This is a genomic window from Acinetobacter sp. ANC_7504, assembly GCF_056779995.1.
The window spans coordinates 1-22,599 of the sequence record NZ_JBWYIZ010000018.1; the positions used below are offsets into that span (position 1 = coordinate 1).

General features: G+C 38.5%; 20 protein-coding genes. 6 read left to right on the forward strand and 14 right to left on the reverse strand.

Annotated elements, in window-relative coordinates; all coding sequences use genetic code 11:
- Nucleotides 1-250: 250 nt before the first annotated feature.
- Nucleotides 251-817 carry a peptidylprolyl isomerase gene (locus AC1M9F_RS13875; protein WP_481589581.1) on the reverse strand — a complete coding sequence of 189 codons (567 nt, stop codon included), beginning with the start codon at nucleotides 815-817 and terminating at the stop codon, nucleotides 251-253.
- 165 nt (nucleotides 818-982) lie between these two features.
- Nucleotides 983-2,053: an alpha/beta hydrolase gene (locus AC1M9F_RS13880; RefSeq protein WP_035269477.1), complete on the reverse strand. Its 1,071-nt coding sequence runs from the start codon at nucleotides 2,051-2,053 to the stop codon at nucleotides 983-985.
- A 199-nt stretch (nucleotides 2,054-2,252) separates the two neighbouring features.
- Here AC1M9F_RS13880 and AC1M9F_RS13885 point away from each other — a divergent pair, with 199 nt between their 5' ends.
- Nucleotides 2,253-2,705 carry a hypothetical protein gene (locus tag AC1M9F_RS13885; RefSeq protein WP_481598057.1) on the forward strand — a complete coding sequence of 151 codons (453 nt, stop codon included), beginning with the start codon at nucleotides 2,253-2,255 and terminating at the stop codon, nucleotides 2,703-2,705.
- Between the two features lie 194 nt (nucleotides 2,706-2,899).
- On the opposite strand, the gene AC1M9F_RS13890 is transcribed toward AC1M9F_RS13885, so the two are convergent.
- Nucleotides 2,900-3,160, reverse strand: coding sequence for a molybdenum ABC transporter substrate-binding protein (locus AC1M9F_RS13890; RefSeq protein WP_481598058.1), 261 nt, complete (start codon nucleotides 3,158-3,160; stop codon nucleotides 2,900-2,902).
- 705 nt (nucleotides 3,161-3,865) lie between these two features.
- Between AC1M9F_RS13890 and grpE the strand changes: the two genes are divergently transcribed.
- The gene (gene grpE, locus AC1M9F_RS13895; RefSeq protein WP_257219952.1) at nucleotides 3,866-4,438 is read left to right on the forward strand and encodes a nucleotide exchange factor GrpE; all 573 of its coding nucleotides are present in this window, start codon (nucleotides 3,866-3,868) and stop codon (nucleotides 4,436-4,438) included.
- A gap of 118 nt (nucleotides 4,439-4,556) precedes the next feature.
- Nucleotides 4,557-6,503: a molecular chaperone DnaK gene (dnaK, locus tag AC1M9F_RS13900; RefSeq protein ID WP_481592405.1), complete on the forward strand. Its 1,947-nt coding sequence runs from the start codon at nucleotides 4,557-4,559 to the stop codon at nucleotides 6,501-6,503.
- A 57-nt stretch (nucleotides 6,504-6,560) separates the two neighbouring features.
- Here the strand turns inward: dnaK and AC1M9F_RS13905 are convergent, their stop codons facing one another.
- The 3 genes from AC1M9F_RS13905 to tyrS form a co-directional block, all read right to left on the reverse strand.
- Entirely contained in the window at nucleotides 6,561-6,962 is a 402-nt protein-coding gene (locus tag AC1M9F_RS13905) for a hypothetical protein (RefSeq protein WP_481598059.1), read from the reverse strand.
- Nucleotides 6,963-7,086: 124 nt separating this feature from the next.
- Nucleotides 7,087-9,024, reverse strand: coding sequence for an ATP-binding cassette domain-containing protein (locus AC1M9F_RS13910; RefSeq protein WP_481598060.1), 1,938 nt, complete (start codon nucleotides 9,022-9,024; stop codon nucleotides 7,087-7,089).
- Nucleotides 9,025-9,175: 151 nt separating this feature from the next.
- Entirely contained in the window at nucleotides 9,176-10,408 is a 1,233-nt protein-coding gene (gene tyrS / locus AC1M9F_RS13915; protein WP_171076798.1) for a tyrosine--tRNA ligase, read from the reverse strand.
- A 63-nt stretch (nucleotides 10,409-10,471) separates the two neighbouring features.
- Between tyrS and AC1M9F_RS13920 the strand changes: the two genes are divergently transcribed.
- Nucleotides 10,472-11,599, forward strand: a complete 1,128-nt coding sequence (locus AC1M9F_RS13920) for an anhydro-N-acetylmuramic acid kinase (RefSeq protein ID WP_481598061.1) — start codon at nucleotides 10,472-10,474, stop codon at nucleotides 11,597-11,599.
- Between the two features lie 47 nt (nucleotides 11,600-11,646).
- Here AC1M9F_RS13920 and AC1M9F_RS13925 read toward each other — a convergent pair whose 3' ends face one another.
- Together AC1M9F_RS13925 and AC1M9F_RS13930 are read right to left on the reverse strand one after the other, a co-directional pair.
- The gene (locus tag AC1M9F_RS13925; protein ID WP_481598062.1) at nucleotides 11,647-11,949 is read right to left on the reverse strand and encodes a monooxygenase; all 303 of its coding nucleotides are present in this window, start codon (nucleotides 11,947-11,949) and stop codon (nucleotides 11,647-11,649) included.
- Between the two features lie 11 nt (nucleotides 11,950-11,960).
- On the reverse strand, nucleotides 11,961-12,695 hold the full coding sequence (locus AC1M9F_RS13930; RefSeq protein WP_035269450.1) for a DsbA family protein: 735 nt from the start codon (nucleotides 12,693-12,695) through the stop codon (nucleotides 11,961-11,963).
- Nucleotides 12,696-12,812: 117 nt separating this feature from the next.
- Here AC1M9F_RS13930 and AC1M9F_RS13935 point away from each other — a divergent pair, with 117 nt between their 5' ends.
- Nucleotides 12,813-13,727, forward strand: a complete 915-nt coding sequence (locus AC1M9F_RS13935; protein WP_481598063.1) for a LysR family transcriptional regulator — start codon at nucleotides 12,813-12,815, stop codon at nucleotides 13,725-13,727.
- Between the two features lie 107 nt (nucleotides 13,728-13,834).
- Nucleotides 13,835-14,680, forward strand: coding sequence for an alpha/beta fold hydrolase (locus AC1M9F_RS13940; protein ID WP_481589589.1), 846 nt, complete (start codon nucleotides 13,835-13,837; stop codon nucleotides 14,678-14,680).
- A 35-nt stretch (nucleotides 14,681-14,715) separates the two neighbouring features.
- Here the strand turns inward: AC1M9F_RS13940 and erpA are convergent, their stop codons facing one another.
- The 6 genes from erpA to dnaN all read right to left on the reverse strand — a co-directional run bounded on the left by erpA (nucleotide 14,716) and on the right by dnaN (nucleotide 22,586).
- On the reverse strand, nucleotides 14,716-15,051 hold the full coding sequence (gene erpA / locus AC1M9F_RS13945; protein ID WP_035268624.1) for an iron-sulfur cluster insertion protein ErpA: 336 nt from the start codon (nucleotides 15,049-15,051) through the stop codon (nucleotides 14,716-14,718).
- A 143-nt stretch (nucleotides 15,052-15,194) separates the two neighbouring features.
- Nucleotides 15,195-16,199, reverse strand: coding sequence for a putative solute-binding protein (locus AC1M9F_RS13950; RefSeq protein ID WP_035268621.1), 1,005 nt, complete (start codon nucleotides 16,197-16,199; stop codon nucleotides 15,195-15,197).
- Nucleotides 16,200-16,486: 287 nt separating this feature from the next.
- Complete coding sequence (locus AC1M9F_RS13955) at nucleotides 16,487-17,494, reverse strand: putative solute-binding protein (protein WP_481598064.1); 1,008 nt, start codon at nucleotides 17,492-17,494, stop codon at nucleotides 16,487-16,489.
- Between the two features lie 307 nt (nucleotides 17,495-17,801).
- On the reverse strand, nucleotides 17,802-20,270 hold the full coding sequence (gene gyrB, locus AC1M9F_RS13960) for a DNA topoisomerase (ATP-hydrolyzing) subunit B (protein ID WP_035268615.1): 2,469 nt from the start codon (nucleotides 20,268-20,270) through the stop codon (nucleotides 17,802-17,804).
- Nucleotides 20,271-20,325: 55 nt separating this feature from the next.
- Nucleotides 20,326-21,408 carry a DNA replication/repair protein RecF gene (gene recF / locus AC1M9F_RS13965; RefSeq protein ID WP_035268612.1) on the reverse strand — a complete coding sequence of 361 codons (1,083 nt, stop codon included), beginning with the start codon at nucleotides 21,406-21,408 and terminating at the stop codon, nucleotides 20,326-20,328.
- A 29-nt stretch (nucleotides 21,409-21,437) separates the two neighbouring features.
- The gene (gene dnaN, locus AC1M9F_RS13970) at nucleotides 21,438-22,586 is read right to left on the reverse strand and encodes a DNA polymerase III subunit beta (protein ID WP_035268609.1); all 1,149 of its coding nucleotides are present in this window, start codon (nucleotides 22,584-22,586) and stop codon (nucleotides 21,438-21,440) included.
- Between the last annotated feature and the right edge of the window lie 13 nt (nucleotides 22,587-22,599).

Sequence of the window (22,599 nt, forward strand, 5' to 3'; positions counted from 1 at the left end):
TCAATGCTAGAAGCTGGACTCGAAACACTTAACAACTCAGCAACCTGCTTCGCTCGTTTCCGTGTATCTCGTCGGTATGGGGTGCATTCTAGAGCATTTCGAAATCATTGCAAGTGCTTTTAACCTCATGTTTTATTGAGTGTTCTATTTTTATGCACCATTATGATTCATTAATAATCACATTTACACTTAACCCTATAATATTGAAGCAAAAATATTAATTTAATATTTCTGCTTCTTTTTTTAATCACTATTTCGCTTTTGAAGGTTTTATATTCACACTTAAAATTTTAATAGGATTTTTTGGCACATCTTGATGCATACCAAATCTACCAGTAGGCACTTTTGCAATTTTATCGACAACGTCCATGCCTTTAGTTACCTGACCAAACACAGCATAACCAGGATTCATTGGCGCTTTATTTAGAAAATCATTATCCGCAATATTGATAAAAAATTGGCTTGTTGCTGAATCAGGCTGGTTTGTACGTGCCATGGCTAAAGTGCCACGGTTATTCTTTAAGCCATTATAAGACTCGTTCTTGATTGGAGGTCGATTCGCTTTTTCTTTCATCGATACATCTAATCCTCCACCTTGGATCATGAACCCTGGAATAACCCGATGGAAGATTGTGCCGTTATAAAAATTAGCTTTCGCATAAGTTTCAAAGTTCTTTACTGAAATCGGAGCTTTATCATTAAATAACTCGATTTCGATATCTCCTGCTGATGTTTTGATTTGCATATGCGTATTTGCTGCCAAAGACAAAGTACTCATTGCCGCAACAGAAGCACCTAACATCATTTTTTTTAACATACGCTATCCTCTTATTGATGTTTTATCTTATCTATTATTCACGAATCAATCGCCAGAAAAGATTCAATTTTTTGTTAAGCATCAAAGTATTTTTATTCGATTACTGTATATAAAGAAAAAATCCTGAGTTTCGTTTGAATCTCAGGATTTGAAAGTAAGCATCTATTAACTATTTTTATCCCAAAATCTTCTAAACTCTTTACTCATTTCAATCAACAATTTTTTAGAACGCCCTGAGACTAGCGTTAGATTAATAAATCCGTGTGTTTGATCTTCAAAATCTTGATACAACACTTTAGTGCCATTTTGACGTAATTTGTGGGCGTAAATTTTGCCTTCATCATGCAATACATCATGTCCCGCTGTAACAACATAAGCTGGTGCCAATTTTTTTAGATTACCGTATGTTGGGGAAATTAGTGGATTATCCAAAGCAACTTTATGTCTTGTCGCGTAGTATTCTGTCACATAGTCAATATCGCTGTTGGTTAATACTAAACCATCTTTATACGCAAAGAATGATGGATGACGACTTTTGAAATCTACCGCAGGATATATTAAAAATTGAGCTTGAGGCGCATAACTGGCATTCAATGCACGTTGAGCAACGACAGCACTAATATTACCGCCAGCACTATCTCCTGCTACAGCAATACGATTTTTTAAGATTTTAAAGTGACGACGATTTTGATATACCCATGCCAATGCATCTTCACATGATTGAATCAATGATTGTGGAGAAACTTCTGGTGCTAAAGGATAATCAATACTGATTACTTGTGCTTTTGCATAATTCGCAATGATTCGGCACGCTTCATCATGTGTATTCACACTTCCGACAACAAACCCACCACCATGATAAAATACAATCATTGGTAGTTTTTTATTCGGAGCAGGATGATAATGTCTGGCAAATACAGTACCACTTTGTAAAGGAAGACGAATATCTTCTACATATTGAACATGAGATGATTTATGTGTGATGGATTGGATTTGATTTTCAAATTCTTTTCTTGATTTATCAATATCAGCGCCAATAAAGCCTGATTTTCCTTGTTTCAACTGTGCAGCCATCAAGCATTTTGTAAAACTATCGAGTTGAGGATAGTCATAGGGATAGCCAAGTAACTTCACTAGAGATTCTTGAACGATCTTTGGGAGTCGATCTAATGCACGTCCTGCAGAACCCTGACCATTTTCAAGTAATTGTTGTATTTTTTGATTCACGATTCCGATCCTTTTAAAAATCCGTATTCTTCATAATTTCTACACGATCAGCCATTTCATGACTATTTTGTTAACTAAGTCTACTGATCAATATACAAACTTCAATTCCATTTACGCTAATCTGACTATAGCAGTCTTGTCATTGACTATTTAATCCAACATCAGGAATTTTTTGGTTGTCCTGATTCAACATATAAAGGTGAAAGCTATGGCAATAAAAGTAATGATAATGTCATTGGCCACAGCAGTTCTTGCAGTCGGTTGTGTGGCCTTCCCTGACGATGGCCCTTATTATAATGGTAATTATGACCATCGTTATGATCGTGATTATGATCGCAACTATGACCGTCAACGTTGGGAGAGAGAACGCGCACAACGTTTACATCAACAGCGCCTTGAACAAGAAAAGCGCAAACGTGAATATGAACGTCAACGCCAACAACGTGAATTAGCAGATCGACGTAATAAAGAACGTGCTGAGCATGATCGTCGTAAACAGATTGAACAACGTCAAAAGGAAATTTTAAAACAACGTCAAGCTGAACGTAATCGTTGGAATCAAGATAATCGTAAAAAAGCGATTGAAGAACAACGTAAGCGCTTAGAACAGAATCGCAAGAAGCGAGAACAAGAACGTCAACATGATCGCCGAGATCGTTAAGCTTTCTTGGACTCAACACAATTGATTTAAAGTTACCTCACAAACCTAACATTCACATTTGAATGTTAGGTTTTTTTAAGTGCTATGACTCTAAAAATAGACAGTAAAGGCATCCTATTTACTCTCTATTCTCTGCATTTTCATAAAATTTAACCCATTATAAGCAGTTTAAATGAATTAAATTTCATTGCATTTTACTCAACAACTTGAGGGGCTTCTGCACCTTCAGCTGGGACAGCTTGAACCGGTTCAGCAGACTCTACACTTGGGTCAGCTTGTACAGCCACACCATTTTGGGTATCCATTTCAGTAGTTGCCGCTTGCGCTATTGAAGCATCTGTTTGTGTGGTCGGTTGAGTCGCTTGAGCAGTTTCAGCAGATTGGTTTGAAGTACAACCTACAGTAGTAAAACCAATAGCTGCAAATGCCAGGGAAATGAGACCTAATTTTTTCATTGTTTAATTCCTTACTTGAAACATTCAAAGTCAGAGTTAACTTTGAAGGCTTATCATTCCTGACTTTTTTATTTCATGCGTCAGTTCTTGGTTCAAGTTTCGATGACTTCAGGTTGAACTTATGAAAAAAGTGTAAAGAAAATGCAATTCAACTTTTATAGTTGAATATATCTCCTAAGTCATTTATTTAATTTATTTTTTAGTGAATATGTGGTGCGATATAAACCCTTTTTGAAGGTGACTGAATCACAGTGTAGCTACACGGTATATCGGTTGCTTAACATTGTTACTCAGATCTCGACAAGCAAAAAAAAACTCATCCAAGGAGGTTGGATGAGCTATTAAAAAGCAAAAAAAATAAATAGAAACTACAGCGTTAGTATCTGGTTAAAGATAATACAGATTTGATTCTTTAAAAGGAAAGACTTGTTTTATCTGAATCTATATATTTTATATATAAAATATACACTAAATCATATTTTTATAATCTTTCTCCAGTTCATCTCCTCGTCTTATTCTAGACTTTAGATTTCTCTAAATGAATCGAAAAATTTTCATTCCTTGTTGTAAAGATGAATTTAGTAGAAATAAACATCGTTTAAGCTTGAATTATTTATAGTCGCCCACATTACCTTTGTATTGATGAATTACACACGCATGGCAGTTCAGATTAACGCAGTTAACACTGATGCCAAAGGACTGTACATGTTTAAAAACCCATTTAAGCGGAGATCTTCCATGGCAAATGAGCAAAACGAACAAACTCAGGACGTTCAAACGGAACAAACTGAACAGCAAGTTGAAAATCAACAAGCTGAAGTCGAAGTTTCTGTAGAAGACCTTCAAGCGCAAATCGCAACGCTGACTGAAAACTTAAAATATGAAAAAGCAGTTGCTGCAAATGCGAAGTATGAAGCAGAAAAAACTAAAGAACGTTTAGAGCGTGAAGCGGATACTGCGAAAAAATTTGCTTTAGAGAAATTTGCAAAAGAATTATTGGATTCAGTTGACAACCTTGAACGTGCAATTGCTGCTGCAGGTGATGAAAAAACTCCTTTATCAGAAGGTGTAGAACTCACACTGAAGTCATTATTAGCAACATTAGAAAAATTTGGTGTTGTGGCAGTTGACACTGAAAATGGTTTTAATGCTGATTTGCATCAAGCAGTAGGTATTGCTCCAGATGCAAAAGCGGGTGAGATTGGTACGGTACTTCAAAAAGGTTACACCCTTTCTGGCCGTTTACTTCGTCCTGCAATGGTCATGGTAGGCCAATAAGTCAAGAAATACGGGAGTTTGTAAAAATTTTTTAAGTTTTTAACTTGAAAAATAATGAATGGCTCTCATATCGGATAACAAGTGAAAGATCACAACAAAATTTTCGAGGAACACATCAATGGCTAAAATTATTGGTATTGACTTAGGTACTACAAACTCATGTGTTGCAGTACTTGAAGGCGATAAAGTTAAGGTAATCGACAACGCTGAAGGCGCTCGTACAACTCCGTCTATTATTGCGTATAAAGATGGTGAGATCCTTGTTGGTCAATCAGCTAAACGTCAAGCAGTAACAAACCCGAAAAATACATTATTCGCGATTAAACGTTTGATCGGTCGTCGTTACGAAGATCAAGCAGTTCAAAAAGATATTGGTCTTGTACCTTACAAAATCATCAAAGCTGACAATGGCGATGCTTGGGTTGATGTGAACGACAAGAAACTAGCACCACAACAAATCTCTGCAGAAGTTCTTAAGAAAATGAAGAAAACTGCGGAAGATTACTTAGGTGAAACAGTTACTGAAGCGGTAGTTACTGTTCCTGCATACTTCAACGATGCTCAACGTCAAGCAACGAAAGATGCTGGTAAAATTGCTGGTTTAGATGTTAAACGTATCATCAACGAACCAACAGCTGCAGCGCTTGCGTTCGGTATGGATAAGAAAGAAGGCGATCGTAAAATCGCGGTTTACGACTTAGGTGGTGGTACTTTCGACGTATCAATCATTGAAATCGCTGACCTTGATGGCGACCAACAAATCGAAGTGTTGTCTACAAATGGTGACACATTCCTTGGTGGTGAAGACTTTGACAACGCGTTGATCGATTACTTGGTTGAAGAGTTTAAGAAAGAACAAAATGTGAATCTGAAAAATGATCCACTTGCGCTACAACGTTTGAAAGAAGCTGCTGAGAAAGCGAAGATTGAACTTTCTTCTTCGAATGCAACTGAAATCAACCTTCCATACATCACTGCTGATGCGACTGGTCCTAAACACTTAGTGATCAACGTAACACGTGCGAAATTAGAAGGTTTAGTTGCTGACTTAGTAGCACGTACAATCGAGCCATGTAAGATTGCACTTAAAGATGCTGGACTTTCAACATCTGACATCTCTGACGTAATCTTGGTGGGTGGTCAGTCTCGTATGCCACTTGTACAACAAAAAGTACAAGAATTCTTCGGTAAAGAGCCACGTAAAGACGTGAACCCTGACGAAGCTGTGGCAATGGGTGCTGCGATCCAAGGTGCTGTACTTTCAGGTGACAAGAACGACGTTCTTTTACTTGACGTAACACCGTTGACACTTGGTATTGAAACAATGGGTGGCGTGTTAACTCCAATCATCGAGAAAAACACAACAATCCCTGCGAAAAAATCACAAGTGTTCTCTACAGCTGCCGATAACCAGCCTGCAGTAGACATTTCGGTTTACCAAGGTGAACGTAAAATGGCTCAACAAAACAAATTGTTGGGTAACTTCCAATTGGGCGATATCCCACCTGCTCCACGTGGCGTGCCGCAAATTGAAGTATCGTTCGACATCAACGCTGATGGTATCTTGAAAGTATCTGCGAAAGACAAGAGCACTGGTAAAGAGCAATCAATTCAAATTAAAGCAAACTCAGGTTTGAGCGATGCTGAAATTGAAGCGATGATCAAAGATGCTGAAGCGAATGCTGAAGAAGATCGTAAGTTTGAAGAACTTGCTAAAGCACGTAACGAAGCTGATGCATTAGTTTCTTCTGCTCAAAAAGCAGTAAAAGACCTTGGTGAACAAGTGACTGCTGATGAAAAAACTGCGGTTGAAACTGCTGTTTCAGAACTAGAAGCTGCAACCAAAGAAAATGATGTTGACGCGATCAAAGCGAAAACTGAAGCACTTCAAAACATCATCATGCCGATCACTCAACGTGCTTATGAAGCTGCGCAGGGTGCTCAAGGTGGTGCGCAAGGTTTTGATCCAAATGCATTCCAAGGTGATGCTGCTGGTCAACAACAAAAAGCGGACGACGGCGTTGTAGATGCTGAGTTCACTGAAGTGAAAGATGACAAAAAATAATTTGTCCTCTTAAATAAAAAACCGCGCGAAAGCGCGGTTTTTTTCGCTAGTGAAAAATTACCTAGGAATATAAGTTGATACTATTGAGAACAATAGACTACTAAATGAGATCCAAAGATTTGGATCTTTAAATTTATCTTTTATGCCTGATTTCACCAATTCTTGATGAAATTCTTCTGTATTTTTTGAGTTCAAAAGTACTTCAATTATTGATTTTAATTCTTGAGGTTCAATCGTTTCAGGTAGTTTTGGAGATAATTGATTTAAAATAGTTTCTAAAGGAGTGGTACGAGGTGAGCCTATTGTAATTCCATTTCCTTTATTATTTGAAAAAACTCCGTTAGAAATGTTAATACTGCGAAAGTTTGCAGCATCATTTATTCTCAGCCCATCTCCATCATTAAATGAAGAGTTAATTCCATCCAAATTTAAATCTTGTTTAGGTTTTATATCACTCATTTAGTTCCCCTATTAATTTTCTATTATGATTTAAAACATTATAAAACATAACATCAAGTTATAGTCTGAAAATAGAGCTCAATAAAAAAGCCCAATTTCCATTGGGCTTTTTTATTGACATCATTTACTCATCAAACGAACTTTCTAACTCTTCAAGTTCCATCATGAGTTCAAGCATTTTTTCTTCTGCTTGTGCTAATTTTCCTTTAAGCTCAGTTTGTTCATTCATCAATTTTAAAAGATCATCTTTCCGAGATGCATCATAAAGTGAAGCATCCCCTAAAGCATCCTCAATTTGAACTAAACGTGGTTGGATTTTCGCAATCTCAGCTTCCAGTTTTTCAATATTTTTACGAATTGGTCGGCTCATTTCACGGCGACGCGCAGCTTCTTTACGCTGTGCTTCTTTATCTACTTTAGAAACTACAGGCTTATCAATCACTTGAGATTTTACTGGCTCAGGTGCTTGCTGCCCTTGCTTCATCAACTCTGCACGTGCTTGACGTAACCAGTCTGCATAAGCGACCAGATCACCTTCAAACTCACGACATTTACCGTTATGCACTAGGAGTAATTCATCACAGACACTTGCAATCAATTGACGTTCATGTGACACCAGCACCACTGCCCCTTCAAAGTCTTGTAATGCCATAGTCAATGCATGACGCATATCCAAGTCTAAATGGTTGGTCGGTTCATCTAAAATTAAAACATTTGGACGCTGCCAGACAATCAAAGCCAATGCTAAACGTGCACGCTCACCCCCAGAGAAGCTTTCACACGGCGTATCCATACGCTCACCAGAGAAACCAAAACTCCCTAAGAAGGCGCGTAAAGTCGCTTCACTAATCTTCTTATCTGCAATACGAGACAACTGCAACATTGGACTCGCATTACCATCTAATGCATCCATTTGATGTTGGGCGAAATAACCAATATTAAGTAATTCGGATGCTTTGCGTTGACCTTGAATTAAAGGTAAATCACCCACCAATGATTTAATTAATGTGGACTTACCTGCACCATTCATTCCCAGTAAACCGATACGGCTGGTTGGCGTGATTTGTAGTTTCACATTGGTCACAATCAGTTTGTCACCATAACCAATATCAGCACTATCCAGTTGTAACAACGGAGAACTCATTTTGGTCGGCTCACGGAAGCTAAAGGTAAAAGGCGTATCGACATGCGCAGCAGAAAGCTCTTGCATTCGTTCAAGCTGTTTAATACGACTTTGTGCCTGTTTCGCTTTGGTTGCCTTAGCTTTAAAACGATCAATATATTTTTGCAGATGTGCACGTAGCTCGAGCTGTTTCTCATAGGCTTGTTGTTGCTGAGCTAAACGTTCACTTCGGGTACGTTCAAATGTTGAATAGTTGCCGGTATAAAGCATTAATTCTTGGTTTTCGATATGCAAAATATGGTCGGTAATGGCATCCAAGAAATCACGGTCATGCGAAATCAGTACCAATGTGCCTTCATATGCTTTTAACCAATCTTCTAACCATAAAATAGCATCTAAATCTAAATGGTTCGTCGGTTCATCAAGTAAGAGTAAATCTGAACGACTCATCAAAGTACGTGCAAGATTTAAACGCATACGCCATCCACCAGAGAAACTTTTTACACTAAGTTCTGACTGATGTTCAAAGAAGCCTAGCCCAGCCATCAGTTGTGATGCTTTAGACGGCGCTGAGTAGCCACTAATTTCATCAAAACGACCATATAGATTTGCCAAATCTTGATCAGATAATCCCTCAGGATGCTCAAGTTTGTGTTGGATATCCCAATACTCTTCATCACCGGATAGAACGAAATCAATCGCTTTCATATCCAGCGCTTTAATCTCTTGCGCCATATGCGCCACTGTCCAAACCGATGGTCGTGTTAATGAGCCACCATCTGATTCCATGCCTCCAAGTAATGCTGAAAACAACGTCGATTTTCCTGCACCATTGACACCTGTTAAACCAATCTTCCAACCAGGGTGAAGTTGCATAGACGCTTTTTCAAATAAAATGCGACCGCCGCGGCGAATGGTAAGTTGGTCTAACTGAATCATAGATATTCAAACAAATAAGTATTGGATGGCGCATTTTAATGGATTTCAACCAGAACAACCAAAAATTAATCCATCTTTCATCTTCATTTCATTCTTGACATAAAAAAGCCATCACTTAGGATGGCTTTTGAATCATTCAAAACTTTATGATTTAGTCAGTAAAAGTTACTTTAGCAATGGCCTTTTTACCTGCTTGAACAATCACTGTTTTATTTTCGTTAATTGAGAATGATGCATCCACCACCTCCCAATCGACTTTAACGGCTCCACGTGAAACAGCATCTTTGGCTTGCGCTGCATTTTTGGTTAAGCCCGCTGCACGAACAATAGAAGCAATAAACATTTCACCACCGAATTCACCACGTGAAATCGTCACTTCTGGCGTTCCTTCAGGAAGCTCACCTTCTGTGATGATATTCCCTGCACCTTTATGTGCATTCGCAGCAGCTTCGCTTCCATGGAAACGCTCCACTAACTCGAGCGCTAAGATACGTTTAATTTCTTGAGGGTTACGACCTTCAGCCATTTCTTTCAATAAGCCTTCGATCTCTTCCATTGACTTGAAGCTCAGCAGTTCGAAATATCGCTCAATTAAGCTGTCTGGCATTGAAAGTACTTTTTGGTACATCGCACCAGGTGCATCAAATACACCAATGTAGTTACCTAAAGATTTAGACATTTTGTTGACGCCATCTAAACCTTCAAGAATTGGTACAGTGATACACACTTGTGGCTCTTGATTATAACGACCTTGTAAAGTACGCCCCATCAACAAGTTAAAGGTCTGATCCGTACCACCTAACTCAACATCTGCCTCGAGCGCGATAGAGTCATAGCCTTGCACCAATGGATATAAAAACTCGTGAATCGCAATCGGCTGTTGGTTGTTATAGCGTTTAGTAAAGTCATCACGTTCAAGCATACGTGCAACCGTTTGCTGTGAAGCCAATTGGATCAGATCAGCAGCAGTTTTTTGAGCAAACCATTCTGAGTTAAACACCACCTTAGTTTTATTTGGATCAAGAATTTTGAACACTTGTTCCTGATAGGTTTTCGCGTTTTCTAAGACTTGCTCACGTGACAATGGTGGACGAGTTGCACTTTTACCTGTTGGGTCACCAATCATCGCAGTGTAATCACCAATCAAGAAGAATACTTCATGACCTAAGTCTTGGAACACTTTAAGCTTGTTAATTAATACCGTATGACCTAAGTGTAAGTCTGGTGCTGTAGGATCAAAACCCGCCTTAATTTTCAAAGGACGATTCAATTTTAATTTCTTCAGAAGATCTTCTTCTGAAATAATTTCATGTGTGCCTCGTTGAATGAGGGCAAGTTGTTCTTCAGCAGGCAGGAAATTTGACATCACAAAACCCAAATACATCTGTTGTTCAATTTGTGCGATATACTAACACTTTTTCAGCACAATGCAGGCTTAAGAATAATCATGACCACAATCTACATTGGTGTAATGACTGGCACGAGTATGGACGGCGTCGATTTTGTAGCCGCTTCTTTTGATCCATTACAGATCCATGCAACGCTGACATTAGCCTTTGATCCAGATTTACGTGATGAACTGATGGCACTTACTTTGCCAGACGATAATGAAATTGACCGCATGGGTAAAGCTGATGTCGCTTTAGCACAGATGATCGGTCATGGAATCAATCAACTTATACAAGAAAATAATCTCGATAGAACTCAAATAAAAGCTATTGGATCTCATGGTCAAACGATTCGTCATCGTCCCGAACATGGATTTACCCTGCAAATTGGTGATCCCAATATTATTACTGAAATCACTCAAATTCCTGTGGTATCAGATTTTAGACGCCGTGATATGGCTGCTGGTGGTCAAGGTGCACCTCTAGTGCCAGCATTCCATCAAGCCTTATTTCAGCATCCGACGATACACCGTGTGATCTTAAATCTCGGTGGAATTGCCAATGTCAGTATGTTACCTGCGGGTGATCCTAAAGGCGTATATGGCTTCGATACTGGACCAGCCAATATTTTGATGGATGCTTGGTGTGAACGTTACACAGGGCAGCCTTATGATGAAAATGGCAATTGGGCTGCTTATGGTACGCCTATTCGTGCTTTGCTTGATCGTTTGCAATCACATGACTTTTTCTCGAAAGAGCCGCCAAAAAGTACTGGTCGTGAAGACTTTAATTTGGAATGGTTGGATGAACAAATTGCGGATTGGCGTAGCGATGTTGAATACGATGAACTTGAAGATACGCCTGAAAATGTTCAAGCAACGCTGATGAAACTCACGACACGTGCCATTAAGAAAGCCATTTATCGCTCCCCTATGAACACAGGTGAAGTTTATGTCTGTGGGGGTGGTGCATACAACTCACAATTATTAGAACAATTACGTTGGCGTTTACGTAAACATGAGTGGAGTGTTCAAACCACAGCAGATTTGGGATTAGCACCGACTTGGGTGGAGGCGACCGCTTTTGCGTGGTTGGCTATGCGATTTGTAAACCAACTTGCTGGTAATTTACCTGAAGTGACAGGAGCTCAAGGAGATCGAGTTTTAGGAACGATCACTGCTGTTTAAATGAAGAATCGATGTATCCACTATCCTGAGTTGATACATCGATTTACCTAAACAGGTGCAAAATTCAATTTTGAAAGTGGCGAGTTTACAGCAAAAATTCGATGTCTACATTCAGTAAAGCCATTTTCCCTTAAACGCTGAAGATGCATATCTAGATAATCCTCTGCATCTGATTGGCTTTCAAATAAGTAAATTCCACCTGCTTCTTTGGACGCTTCATTTTCAGTCCAAATTTTCCAAATCAAGCCTTTCTCATTTGCTATTGAATCCGCGAGTGTTTTGAAACTTTCAAACATTTCATGACCCCAAGGTCCATCATAGGGAAAATCAATTTGTAGAATAATTGCCATTCAACTTTTCCTTATATACGCGCATCTTTGATTAAGTCATCAATAGCTTGTGTTAATTTTTCCAATGCCACATAACCAGAGCCTATGATTTTGACATTGTCTCCATGACGTATCACAAAACTTGGGAACCCTTTTATGCCCCAACTTCGGTTAAGCTTGAACTCTTCATAGGTCGCTGTTTGGGTCTCAGGTAATTCAAACAACGTTGAGAATACGTCAAAATCTAGCTCAAATGTTTCACATATACTTCGATAATATTCAAGCTCGTTCGGATCTTCACCATCCACATAAAATTTATATTGGATTGCTGAAAAAAATGCCAAAAGTTTTTCATCATGATGATCATGGTCTTGCCAAAGTTGTCGAGCAACGTAAATAGCACGTGCTGAAGGCTCAGTATCATAATTAAAATGTGCTCTTTCTAACAATTTTTCAGTGAAAGGTTGTTGAGTCAGTCTCTGAATATTTTTCCATTCGGTGCGTAAAAAATTCTTGAAAGTATCAGTCCAAGCATCACCTCCACCAGGTCTTAAACCACCGCTAATCACTTGAAAGCCAACACCATGCTGAATTGCATATTCACGCGCTTGTTTAATGATATTTGAACTTCCCCAACACCATGAGCACATTGGGTCACCCACATAAATCAGGCTGAGGTCAGATGCTACATTGACCACTGCATTTTGGCCTTTTTCCAATTCGGCTACTGAACAAGTACCAGTTTCTAAATCACAATTCATTGTCATTGCTATGTCCTCAATTTGCTAAATCAGATCATTTGCTACATCTGATCAATTGACTTAACTTAGCGGTTCTATAATGATGTGAATAGACAATAAAAATGAAAGGTGGTGTTCGATTTTATGAACAGCTTACCCTACTCAATCGATGACCTATATTGGTTCGTACTGATTGCAGATGCTGGAAGTTTATCCGCGGCAGCAAGACGTTATGATATTGCTAAATCCACGTTATCTAATCGACTTTCAAGACTTGAAGAATCCTTAAATATTAGATTATTAAATCGAAATACCAATTCAAGCTCACTAACTGATGCTGGTAAGATTTTCTTAAAAGAAATCTCCCCCCTATTTCATCAGATTGAATCGCTGACGAACGACCTCACACAATTAGAAATACAACCCAAAGGTCGAATTCGAATAGCTGCTTCGGGAACTTTTGGAAAATTGGTGGTATTGCCTTTAATCTCTCAATTTTTAATTGAATATCCACACATTGATATTGAAATTGATTTGAATGACACTAAAGTTGATTTGATTTCTGGAGGATATGACTTAGCCATCAGACTTGGTGATTTAGCAGACTCTACACTCCATGCTCAAAAGGTTGGACAAGTTCGAAGAATTTTATGCGCCAGTCCAACCTATCAAATGCGTTGTGGCATTCCTGAACACCCAGAGCAACTGTGTGATCATCATTTTATCTCACATAACCGCGAGCTGTCCAAAATCAAACTTTTCAAAAACGGTACGATAAAAAAAATTAAAATTTATACACATCTGATGGTGACACCATCCGAACATGCTCTTGCTGCTGTAGAAGCACATTTAGGTATTGCCGCCGTTGCAGAAATCCAAGTGGCCCATCAATTAGTCAACTCAACGTTGATTCATATTTTACCTGAATGGTCTCTAATCCCTGAAGATGTCCACTTGGTTACTCCGAGCTTAAGCTATCGGACCTTAGCTTTGAGACTTTGCTTAACGTTCTTACAAAAACAAATCCCAATACAAATACACCGTTTAATCAACCCATAATATTGTCAGACAATGAACGACCTTCTTTCACCTAGAACTGACCCGTTCAGCCCTAGTTCTATCATCCAAATTTGATAAAGATATGTAAAGGAAAGAGGATATTGATTATGGAAAAACAACAACGAATCACTGAGTTTCAAAAAGGTAATCTTATTTTTGATGTAATAGATAGCGGTCCAATTGATGGCACTCCAATTGTGCTATTACATGGTTTTCCTGAAACATCAAAAATTTGGCAGCATAGTGCCGAAATACTAAACCAACATGGTTTTCGCACCTATGCGTTAAACCAACGTGGATATAGCTTAAGGGCTCAACCAAAGAAACGTGCAGATTATGCCATTCAACATTTAGCAGATGATGTAAATGTTTTACTCGACTTAATTGGAGAGCCTTCATATATCGTAGGACACGACTGGGGCGCAGTCGTTGCTTGGGAAGTTGCTCTACGTTATCCTAATAAAATTAAACATTTGACCGCGATCTCCGTCCCTCACAAAGCAGCATTTATGCGGGCTTTTTACAGCAGTACACAACTTTTTAAATCCTATTATATGGGACTATTTCAGCTTCCATGGATACCTGAGTTGCTCTTTAATAAAACACCTCAAATTGGCGAGGCTTTATTAAAAAATTCTGGAATGACAGTTGAACAATTAAATGACTTTAAACAAGAAATGATTATAGAAAAACGGCTCAGCCCATCACTCAATTGGTATCGAGGTTTACCTTTTAGCTCTAATAAAACGCTATTCAATAAAGTCAAAGTTCCCACTTTATTTATTTGGGGCAAAGATGACGTTGCAATTGATGCTAAAGGTGTTCAGTTCAATCAAAATTATGTTGAAGGTCCATATACGGAAATTCATTTAGAGGCGAATCATTGGATTCCAGTTCAAAATTATCATGAGCTGACTGATTTAATTCTGAAAGAACAGCAAAAATTATCATAAAAAAAGCCCGCTTAGCGGGCTTTTTTTGCTGCATATTAAATTGAGAATGAAGATCCACAACCACATGTCGTTGTCGCATTAGGATTTTGCACGATAAAGCGTGATCCTTCCAAACCTTCAACATAATCCACAACTGAACCAACGAGATATTGATAACTCAGTGAGTCAACAAGCATCTTCACATCACCATTCACAAATTCAGCATCGTCTTCATTTTGAGATTCAGCAAAATTGAATCCGTAAGAAAAACCAGAGCAACCACCACCTGTCACATATACACGTAACATCAAATCTTGATTTCCTTCGCTCTCACGAAGTTGACGAACTTTATTCGCAGCATTGTCAGTCAGCTCAAGTGCTTGGGCAGTCATGATGGATTCCTCAAAAAATTAAATAGGCTTTGAAATTAAAAGACCATATATCAAGTATAACATACTCAATATATGGTCATAACTCGAACTTTAAAGTTTATTCAGAGTAAATTTATCGGATTTAAATGTAACGTCCTATGAACTTATTTGTAGTTCTCATCCTGCAAGCTACATTCGAAGTTTGTCGGTTCATTCTTACAACGGAACTGCCAAAGTAGTTTCATCATTTGTTTGTTGTAAACACCTTGTTTAGTAAGTGCAATACGAGATTCACGCATTAATTTTTGATAACCAGGTTTATCTCCAGCTGGAACATTCATCCAATATTTAGCCGGAATATCCGCTTTCATTTTGCCTAAAATTTGATTCGCACGTGGTAATTGTGTTTTCACCCAATCACGCGATTTCTGACCGAAACCTTCAGGGAATTTATCATGACGAATGATGATATTACCGGTCACTTGAAGAATTGGATAATTCACAATTGCACCTTTCGTTCCTAGCCCTTTATGAAGTTCTAAAGGACGGAATACCGCTGCTGGTGCACCAATAATATCAACTTGGCCATTATTGAATTTACTCCCAAAATTAGTGACATCAGAACTCACTGCTTGCGCACCAATTTGCTGTACCATAATTTTTTGTGCCTGATCATAATCAAGTACGGCGATCTTTTTACCCGCAGCTTTAGCAACCGTATTAATACTACGATCACGCACCATTAAATAAGCATCGCCAACAGGAATCACTCCTGCAACTTCATAGTTGCCATTTTTCATATGCTTTGCAAAGGTTGGACTTGCTAAACCTTGCATAACTTTGACAGCTAAATTGAGATTAGTAATCGCACCAATGGCATCTAAAGAGCCAGTGAAATTATTAAACTGACGACCGCGCATCCCTGTGATACTGACACCGTCACATTTACCTGCTTTGAAATCTTCAGCAATTACGCCTTCATTTTGTCCGACTTTAAGCTCAATATCAGCTCCCCACTGCTTAGCAGCAAGTTGATAATCTTTCATTAACGCATAGACATCGCCGTTTTTCCCGACGAGATCAAACACGCAGACGACTTGCTTTGCTTGTGAAGCCGTTGCAGCAGTCATTAAACCTGCTGATAATAATAATGTTTTGGTTAAATTCATTTTATTGTTTCCTATTCCTTCTTTCTTATAGTCTCGAATATCCCATATCGAACACCTTAAACTTCAGTGTCAGTGTGTTGAACTAAAATGAGATTACACGATCCAATTGTGTAGATACTGATCCTGAGATGCTGTATGTATATGGTTTTTAGATACAGATCATTTAAATACTACTTATTGTGATTAAAGCATACTTTTTTCTTATAAATGTGCATTGGCGAAAATGACATAAAATGAATAAAAAAAATCCTAGACCAGGTCTAGGATTTTTTCTTTAGAAATCAGAATTATTCACCACCAAGTGAACATTCGAAGTTGGATTTATCGACAGAGCAACGTGCTTTCTTAAGAACAGACATCATCTCTTTGTCATAAATACCTTGTTTAGTGAGATCCATACGACCATCACGAAGTAGTTTTTGATATTTCAGCTTTTCTTCAGCTGAGAATTGCATTTTGTACTTAGCAGGAATTTCACCCTCTAAACGCTTGATCATTGCGTAGCTTTTCGGCAAGTTTTTAACAAACCAATCACGTGATTTTTGACCAAACCCTTCAGGGAATTTTTCAGGCTTCATCACAAAGTTTGCTGTAATGTGTACCACAGGGAAATCAAACATTGCCCCTGTATTGCCTAAACCTTTATAAATTTCAAGAGGCTTATAGGCATATGCTGGTGCACCCACCATATCCACCTGACCATTATTGAACTTCGCAACAAAGTTCGAAACATCAGATCCTACTGCTTGAGCACCTACACGTTGCACCATAATTTTTTGTGCTGGATCATAGCTTAATACTGCGAATTTCTTACCAGCAGCTTTTTCGATTGAATCAATTTTTTTATCACGCACGAAAATATATGCTGCCCCTAGTGGTGCAATACCAGCAACTTCATATTTTTTCCCACCGAGATTTGTGACCATCTTTGCAGCATTACGTTTGTCTAAAGCAAAAGTAATCGCACGTTGTGCAATTGCATTTGATGGTGCGCCACCTAAAGAGTCAATCGAACCCACAAACTTGTTATATTGACGAGCACGCATCGCTGTTAAGAAAACAGCATCACACTTACCTGCTTTAAAATCATTATCGGCTACAGCCTCATCTTGACGTGGAACCAGATTGATATCTGCACCCCAGCCCTTTGCTGCCAATGCCCATTCTTGAGCCATTTGAAACGATTCACCAGACTTACCGAGTAAATCAAATACACACACATCAACCTTTGCTTGAGCAGTTGAAACCATACCCATGGTTGAAGCCGCCAATAAAGCCAGAGTTGTTTTTTTCATTCTTAGTTCCTTTTAAGCATTTAAATGGATTCTTTTCCATGACAAAAATTTTAATCACTCTCTATTTAAAAAAATAGAGCTATTGCTCTATTTTTTATTATCTAATTATAAACTATTGAATTTTATAGTTTTAATTATTTATTAATTTCGTAAATTCTTATTTAATTATCTTTATATTTCATATAATAAATAAAATATGTGACTTCAAGCACATCATTTTATTGAAATTAATTCCAAAAAAATGACTTAAGATTTTAGATAGATACAAAAAAAGCACTCCTAAGAGTGCTTTTTTTAACTTATTGCATTAAGCATCAATATCTGCATTCAATGCATTCTCTTCAATAAATGCACGACGTGGTTCAACATCATCACCCATGAGACAAGAGAACATGCGATCTGCTTCAATTGCATCATCAATTGTCACTTGAAGCATATTACGATTTTCAGGATCCATCGTGGTTTCCCAAAGCTGCTCTGCATTCATCTCGCCCAAGCCTTTATAGCGTTGGATCATCATGCCACGGCGTGAATCTGCCAATACTTGTTGCCATACTTGATGGAAGTTAGCAACATTGACTTTACGCTCACCTTTTTGCAAATAAGCCCCGTCTTCAAGTAACGTAAACCAACTCTTTGAGTTTTGAAGTAAACGTTTATATTCACCTGAACCCAATAAACCAGCATCTAATAAATAGTGATGAGGAAGGTTGTGTACATACACTGTTAAACGTGGCCAATAATGTGTTTCACGTGAACCATCTGCGAGTTCTTTTTCGAATGCTTCGAGCGTGAATTCAGGTCTTAAGCTTGGCTGTTGTGTTTCAATTGCTTGACGCAATTGCTCAGCCCAAGACGTCACATAAGCTTCATCTTGATTTTGATCTAATTTAAATGCATCTAAACCAAGTAAAGCATCTAACAAAGTTGCAGGATAACGAATCGTTAATCGCTGTAAGCTTTTTTGTGATGTCTGATAATCAGCAATGACTTTTGCAAGCGCTTCACCACGAATCGCAGGTGCGTCAGCACTGATATGTAATGCCAACTCATCAATTGCATTAGAAATTAAATATGTTTCAAGCGCATCATTATCTTTAATATACTGCTCTTGCTTACCTTTCTTTAATTTATAAAGTGGTGGCTGAGCAATATAAATATGACCACGTTCCACTAATTCCGGCATTTGACGGAAGAAGAACGTTAATAACAGCGTACGAATATGTGAACCATCCACGTCCGCATCGGTCATAATAATAATTTTGTGGTAACGTAATTTGTCTGGATTATATTCTTCACGACCGATACCACAACCTAATGCTGTAATCAGTGTTCCGACCTCAGCAGAAGAAATCATCTTGTCAAAACGAGCACGTTCCACGTTTAAGATTTTACCTTTGAGCGGTAAAATCGCTTGCATTTTACGGTTACGACCTTGTTTCGCTGAACCACCTGCTGAATCACCCTCGACAAGATATAGTTCAGATAAAGCTGGATCTTTTTCTTGACAGTCCGCCAATTTACCAGGAAGACCTGCTATATCAAGCGCACTCTTACGGCGAGTCATTTCACGTGCTTTACGCGCCGCATCGCGTGCACGTGCGGCATCAATAATTTTACCCGCAATTGATTTAGCTGCAGCTGGATTTTCAAGAAGATACTCTGAAAAAGCTTTATTCATTGCTTGTTCAACAGCAGGTTTTACCTCGCTCGATACCAATTTTTCTTTGGTTTGAGAAGAGAATTTTGGATCAGGAACTTTCACTGAAACAATTGCTGTTAAACCTTCACGTGCATCATCACCAGAAACTGCAACCTTCTCTTTTTTGAGTAAGTTTTCGTTTTCCATGTAGTTATTAAGGCCACGAGTTAAAGCAGCTCGGAAACCAGCTAAGTGAGTACCACCATCTTTTTGAGGAATGTTATTGGTAAAGCAACGTACGTTTTCTTGGTACGTATCATTCCATTGCAATGCAACTTCAACACCAATGCCATTATCAGCTTGCGTGGTAAAGTGAAAAATATCGTTAAGATGCGTTTTTCCTTCGTTAATGTATTTAACGAATTCTGATAAACCACCCTCATAATCAAATACATGTTCTAAACCAACACGTTCGTCACGTAGAACAATTCGGACGCCCGCATTTAAAAATGACAGTTCACGTAAACGACGAGCTAAAATATCGACATTGAAAATGGTCTGACTGAATGTTTCAGCACTTGGATAAAAACGTACACGAGTACCTGAACGATCTGTATCGCCCACCACCTTTAAAGGGTATTGAGGGTCACCATGGCGGTATTCTTGTTCATGAATTTTACCAGCACGATGAATTGTGAGTTCCAGTTTACTAGACAAAGCGTTTACAACTGAAACACCTACACCGTGTAAGCCACCAGAAACCTTATAGCTGTTGTCATCAAACTTACCACCCGCATGAAGAATCGTTAAGATGACTTCAGCAGCAGATACACCTTCTTCAGGGTGAATATCTGTGGGAATACCACGACCGTTATCTGCGACAGAAACAGATTCGTCTTCGTGAATGGTAACCAGAATTTCATCACAGTGACCAGCAAGGGCTTCATCAATCGAGTTGTCCACCACTTCAAACACCATATGGTGTAAACCAGTACCATCATCCGTATCACCAATATACATGCCTGGACGCTTACGTACTGCATCTAAACCACGTAATACCTTGATGCTAGAGGAATCATAAGCCTTTTCAATGGTTTGTTCTGTTTGAGAAGCAGCTTGATCTTCTGAACTCATGGTTACTCCCTAGTGAAAAAAAGGTCTATCCAAAGATGGAGAAAACTTCAAAAAATTATTGCACAACAACTTGAACAGAACCGTTTTCAACATTGAATAATTGATAGGAAATAGACAAATCATGTAAATGCTTTTGTACAGATTCATGGTCTAAAGTGGTAATGAAAACTTGACTACCAAGTTGGCTCAATCGCTCAATTAAACGTTGTTGTGCGGTTATATCTAATTCTGCTGTCACATCATCTAATAATACCACAGTTTCCTTATTAGACGCATGCAACATTGCGATCTGTGACAATTTTAAAGCCATGATTAATAATTTTTTTTGCCCCCGTGACAGTACGGCATCTGCATCTCCTGTTGGGGTTTTTAACTTTAAATCTGCACGGTGTGGACCATATTCTGTATAGCGTCTTTCGCAGTCTTTTTGATGATACAAAATCAAGTCTTCAGCCAAGCCATGTTCCACATGAAAGCCTGCTGCATACTCCATATGGATCTCGATATCTGGTAATAGTGTTTTAAGATCTTGCTGAAAAAATATCTGCCACTGTTCAACAATAGCCTGACGTTGTAAATGTAATATTTCACCGTACTCACTAAGCATTTTGTTCCATGCTTCTAAATCTTGCACCGTCAGATTACGTTTTGATTTTAATAAGCTATTTCGTTGTTTTAATGCTCTAGAATAAAATTGCCATGCATAGTAAAAATCTGGTTCCACGTGAAACATTAACCAATCAAGCAATTGTCGTCTTGGTTTAGCTCCGTGATCAATAATATCTGTACTCAGAGGGTCAATAAGCTGTAATGGTAAAATTTTGGCTAGCTGTCCTTGCGTGGCAATACTATCCCCATTCACTTTAATATTTTGCTCACCTGTAATGAGCTTTTGCATACCAATCTTTTCAGTAGCAGACTGTGCAAATACAATCGCATCCTGCATTTGATTTTGAATGTAATGTTTAGGAATATGTGTACGAAAAGATCGACCAGTGGCCAATAAGTGAATTGCTTCTAATATAGACGTTTTTCCTGAACCATTTTGTCCATAAAAAACATTAAACGGTTGCAACTCTTGGAGTGCAACCGCTTTTAAATTTCTCACACGCTGGATATTTAAACGCGTAATGAACATGACCAGATTAAACTAAATCAAAAACAACATTAAACACGCATCGGCATGACGACATAAGTTTGATCTTGATGAGCAGGATCTTGAACCAATACAGATTGGTTTGCCTCAGTCATTGTCATTAATACATCATCACCATCCAACACATTCAATACATCCAAAATGTATTGTGCGTTGAATGACATTTCCATAGGTGCATTATTGTATTGAATCGCAAGATCTTCAACTGCCTCATCTTGCTCAGGGTTATTGGCACGAAGTTGCAGTGAATCTGGATTGAAGTTTAAAAATACACCACGTAATTTTTCGTTACTCAGAATAGCAACTCGCTGTAATGATTGTTTGAAAATATCATGTGCAATCGTAACTGTTTTATCACCGCCACGAGGAATAACACGTCGATAATCAGGGAATTTACCATCAATTAATTTTGTAGTAATACGAACAGTAATATCACCCTGCTCTTTATCACGGCTTGGAATTGTCAAAGTAACATTCAGCAGTTCACGACCAATTAACAACGAGAGTTGATTATCTTCGATACTCAATAGACGCTGTAATTCACCGACCGCTTTACGAGGCACAATTGCTTGCACTAACTGCGAAGCATTCGAACTGGCCAATGTTTCACAAAGAGCAAGACGATGTCCATCTGTCGTCACTGCACGAAGCTGATTTTTATCAATTTCAAGTAAAGTACCTGTAAGATAAAAACGGACATCCTGAACAGCCATCGCAAAAGAGGTTTTTTCAAATAAACGTTTTAGTTCACGTTCAGTGACCTGAACTTGAGTCCCTTGACTATTTTCAGTCGTTAATAAAGGGTAATCCTCAGCAGATAATGTTCCTAATACAAAGCGGCTATTACCAGATTTCAAAATACAACGCTGGTCTTCTGTGATTTGTAAATCAATCAGTGCTGCTGTCGGTAAAGATTTACAGATATCCATCAATTTACGTGCGGGTACTGTGGTTTGACCTGCTTGTAAACATGCTCCCTCTAAAAGCGTTGTACTCGCAACAAGTTCAACTTCAAGATCGGAACCTGTAATCGTCAGTGCATCTTGAGTAACCTGAACTTTGACGTTTGAAAGAATATTTAACGTATGGCGACGTTCTACAGCACCTACAACATGAGACAAAACATTGAGTAAGCTTTCTTTCGCGATCTTCAAACGCACGATGGATTTCCTC

Coding starts and splice junctions, on each gene's coding strand:
- AC1M9F_RS13875 (WP_481589581.1), bottom strand. CDS start 817: ATGTTAAAAAAAATGATGTTAGGTGCTTCTGTTGCGGCAATGAGTACT.
- AC1M9F_RS13885 (WP_481598057.1), top strand. CDS start 2,253: ATGGCAATAAAAGTAATGATAATGTCATTGGCCACAGCAGTTCTTGCA.
- AC1M9F_RS13890 (WP_481598058.1), bottom strand. CDS start 3,160: ATGAAAAAATTAGGTCTCATTTCCCTGGCATTTGCAGCTATTGGTTTT.
- grpE (WP_257219952.1), top strand. CDS start 3,866: ATGTTTAAAAACCCATTTAAGCGGAGATCTTCCATGGCAAATGAGCAA.
- dnaK (WP_481592405.1), top strand. CDS start 4,557: ATGGCTAAAATTATTGGTATTGACTTAGGTACTACAAACTCATGTGTT.
- AC1M9F_RS13905 (WP_481598059.1), bottom strand. CDS start 6,962: ATGAGTGATATAAAACCTAAACAAGATTTAAATTTGGATGGAATTAAC.
- AC1M9F_RS13910 (WP_481598060.1), bottom strand. CDS start 9,024: ATGATTCAGTTAGACCAACTTACCATTCGCCGCGGCGGTCGCATTTTA.
- tyrS (WP_171076798.1), bottom strand. CDS start 10,408: ATGTATTTGGGTTTTGTGATGTCAAATTTCCTGCCTGCTGAAGAACAA.
- AC1M9F_RS13920 (WP_481598061.1), top strand. CDS start 10,472: ATGACCACAATCTACATTGGTGTAATGACTGGCACGAGTATGGACGGC.
- AC1M9F_RS13925 (WP_481598062.1), bottom strand. CDS start 11,949: ATGGCAATTATTCTACAAATTGATTTTCCCTATGATGGACCTTGGGGT.
- AC1M9F_RS13930 (WP_035269450.1), bottom strand. CDS start 12,695: ATGACAATGAATTGTGATTTAGAAACTGGTACTTGTTCAGTAGCCGAA.
- AC1M9F_RS13935 (WP_481598063.1), top strand. CDS start 12,813: ATGAACAGCTTACCCTACTCAATCGATGACCTATATTGGTTCGTACTG.
- AC1M9F_RS13940 (WP_481589589.1), top strand. CDS start 13,835: ATGGAAAAACAACAACGAATCACTGAGTTTCAAAAAGGTAATCTTATT.
- erpA (WP_035268624.1), bottom strand. CDS start 15,051: ATGACTGCCCAAGCACTTGAGCTGACTGACAATGCTGCGAATAAAGTT.
- AC1M9F_RS13950 (WP_035268621.1), bottom strand. CDS start 16,199: ATGAATTTAACCAAAACATTATTATTATCAGCAGGTTTAATGACTGCT.
- AC1M9F_RS13955 (WP_481598064.1), bottom strand. CDS start 17,494: ATGAAAAAAACAACTCTGGCTTTATTGGCGGCTTCAACCATGGGTATG.
- gyrB (WP_035268615.1), bottom strand. CDS start 20,270: ATGAGTTCAGAAGATCAAGCTGCTTCTCAAACAGAACAAACCATTGAA.
- recF (WP_035268612.1), bottom strand. CDS start 21,408: ATGTTCATTACGCGTTTAAATATCCAGCGTGTGAGAAATTTAAAAGCG.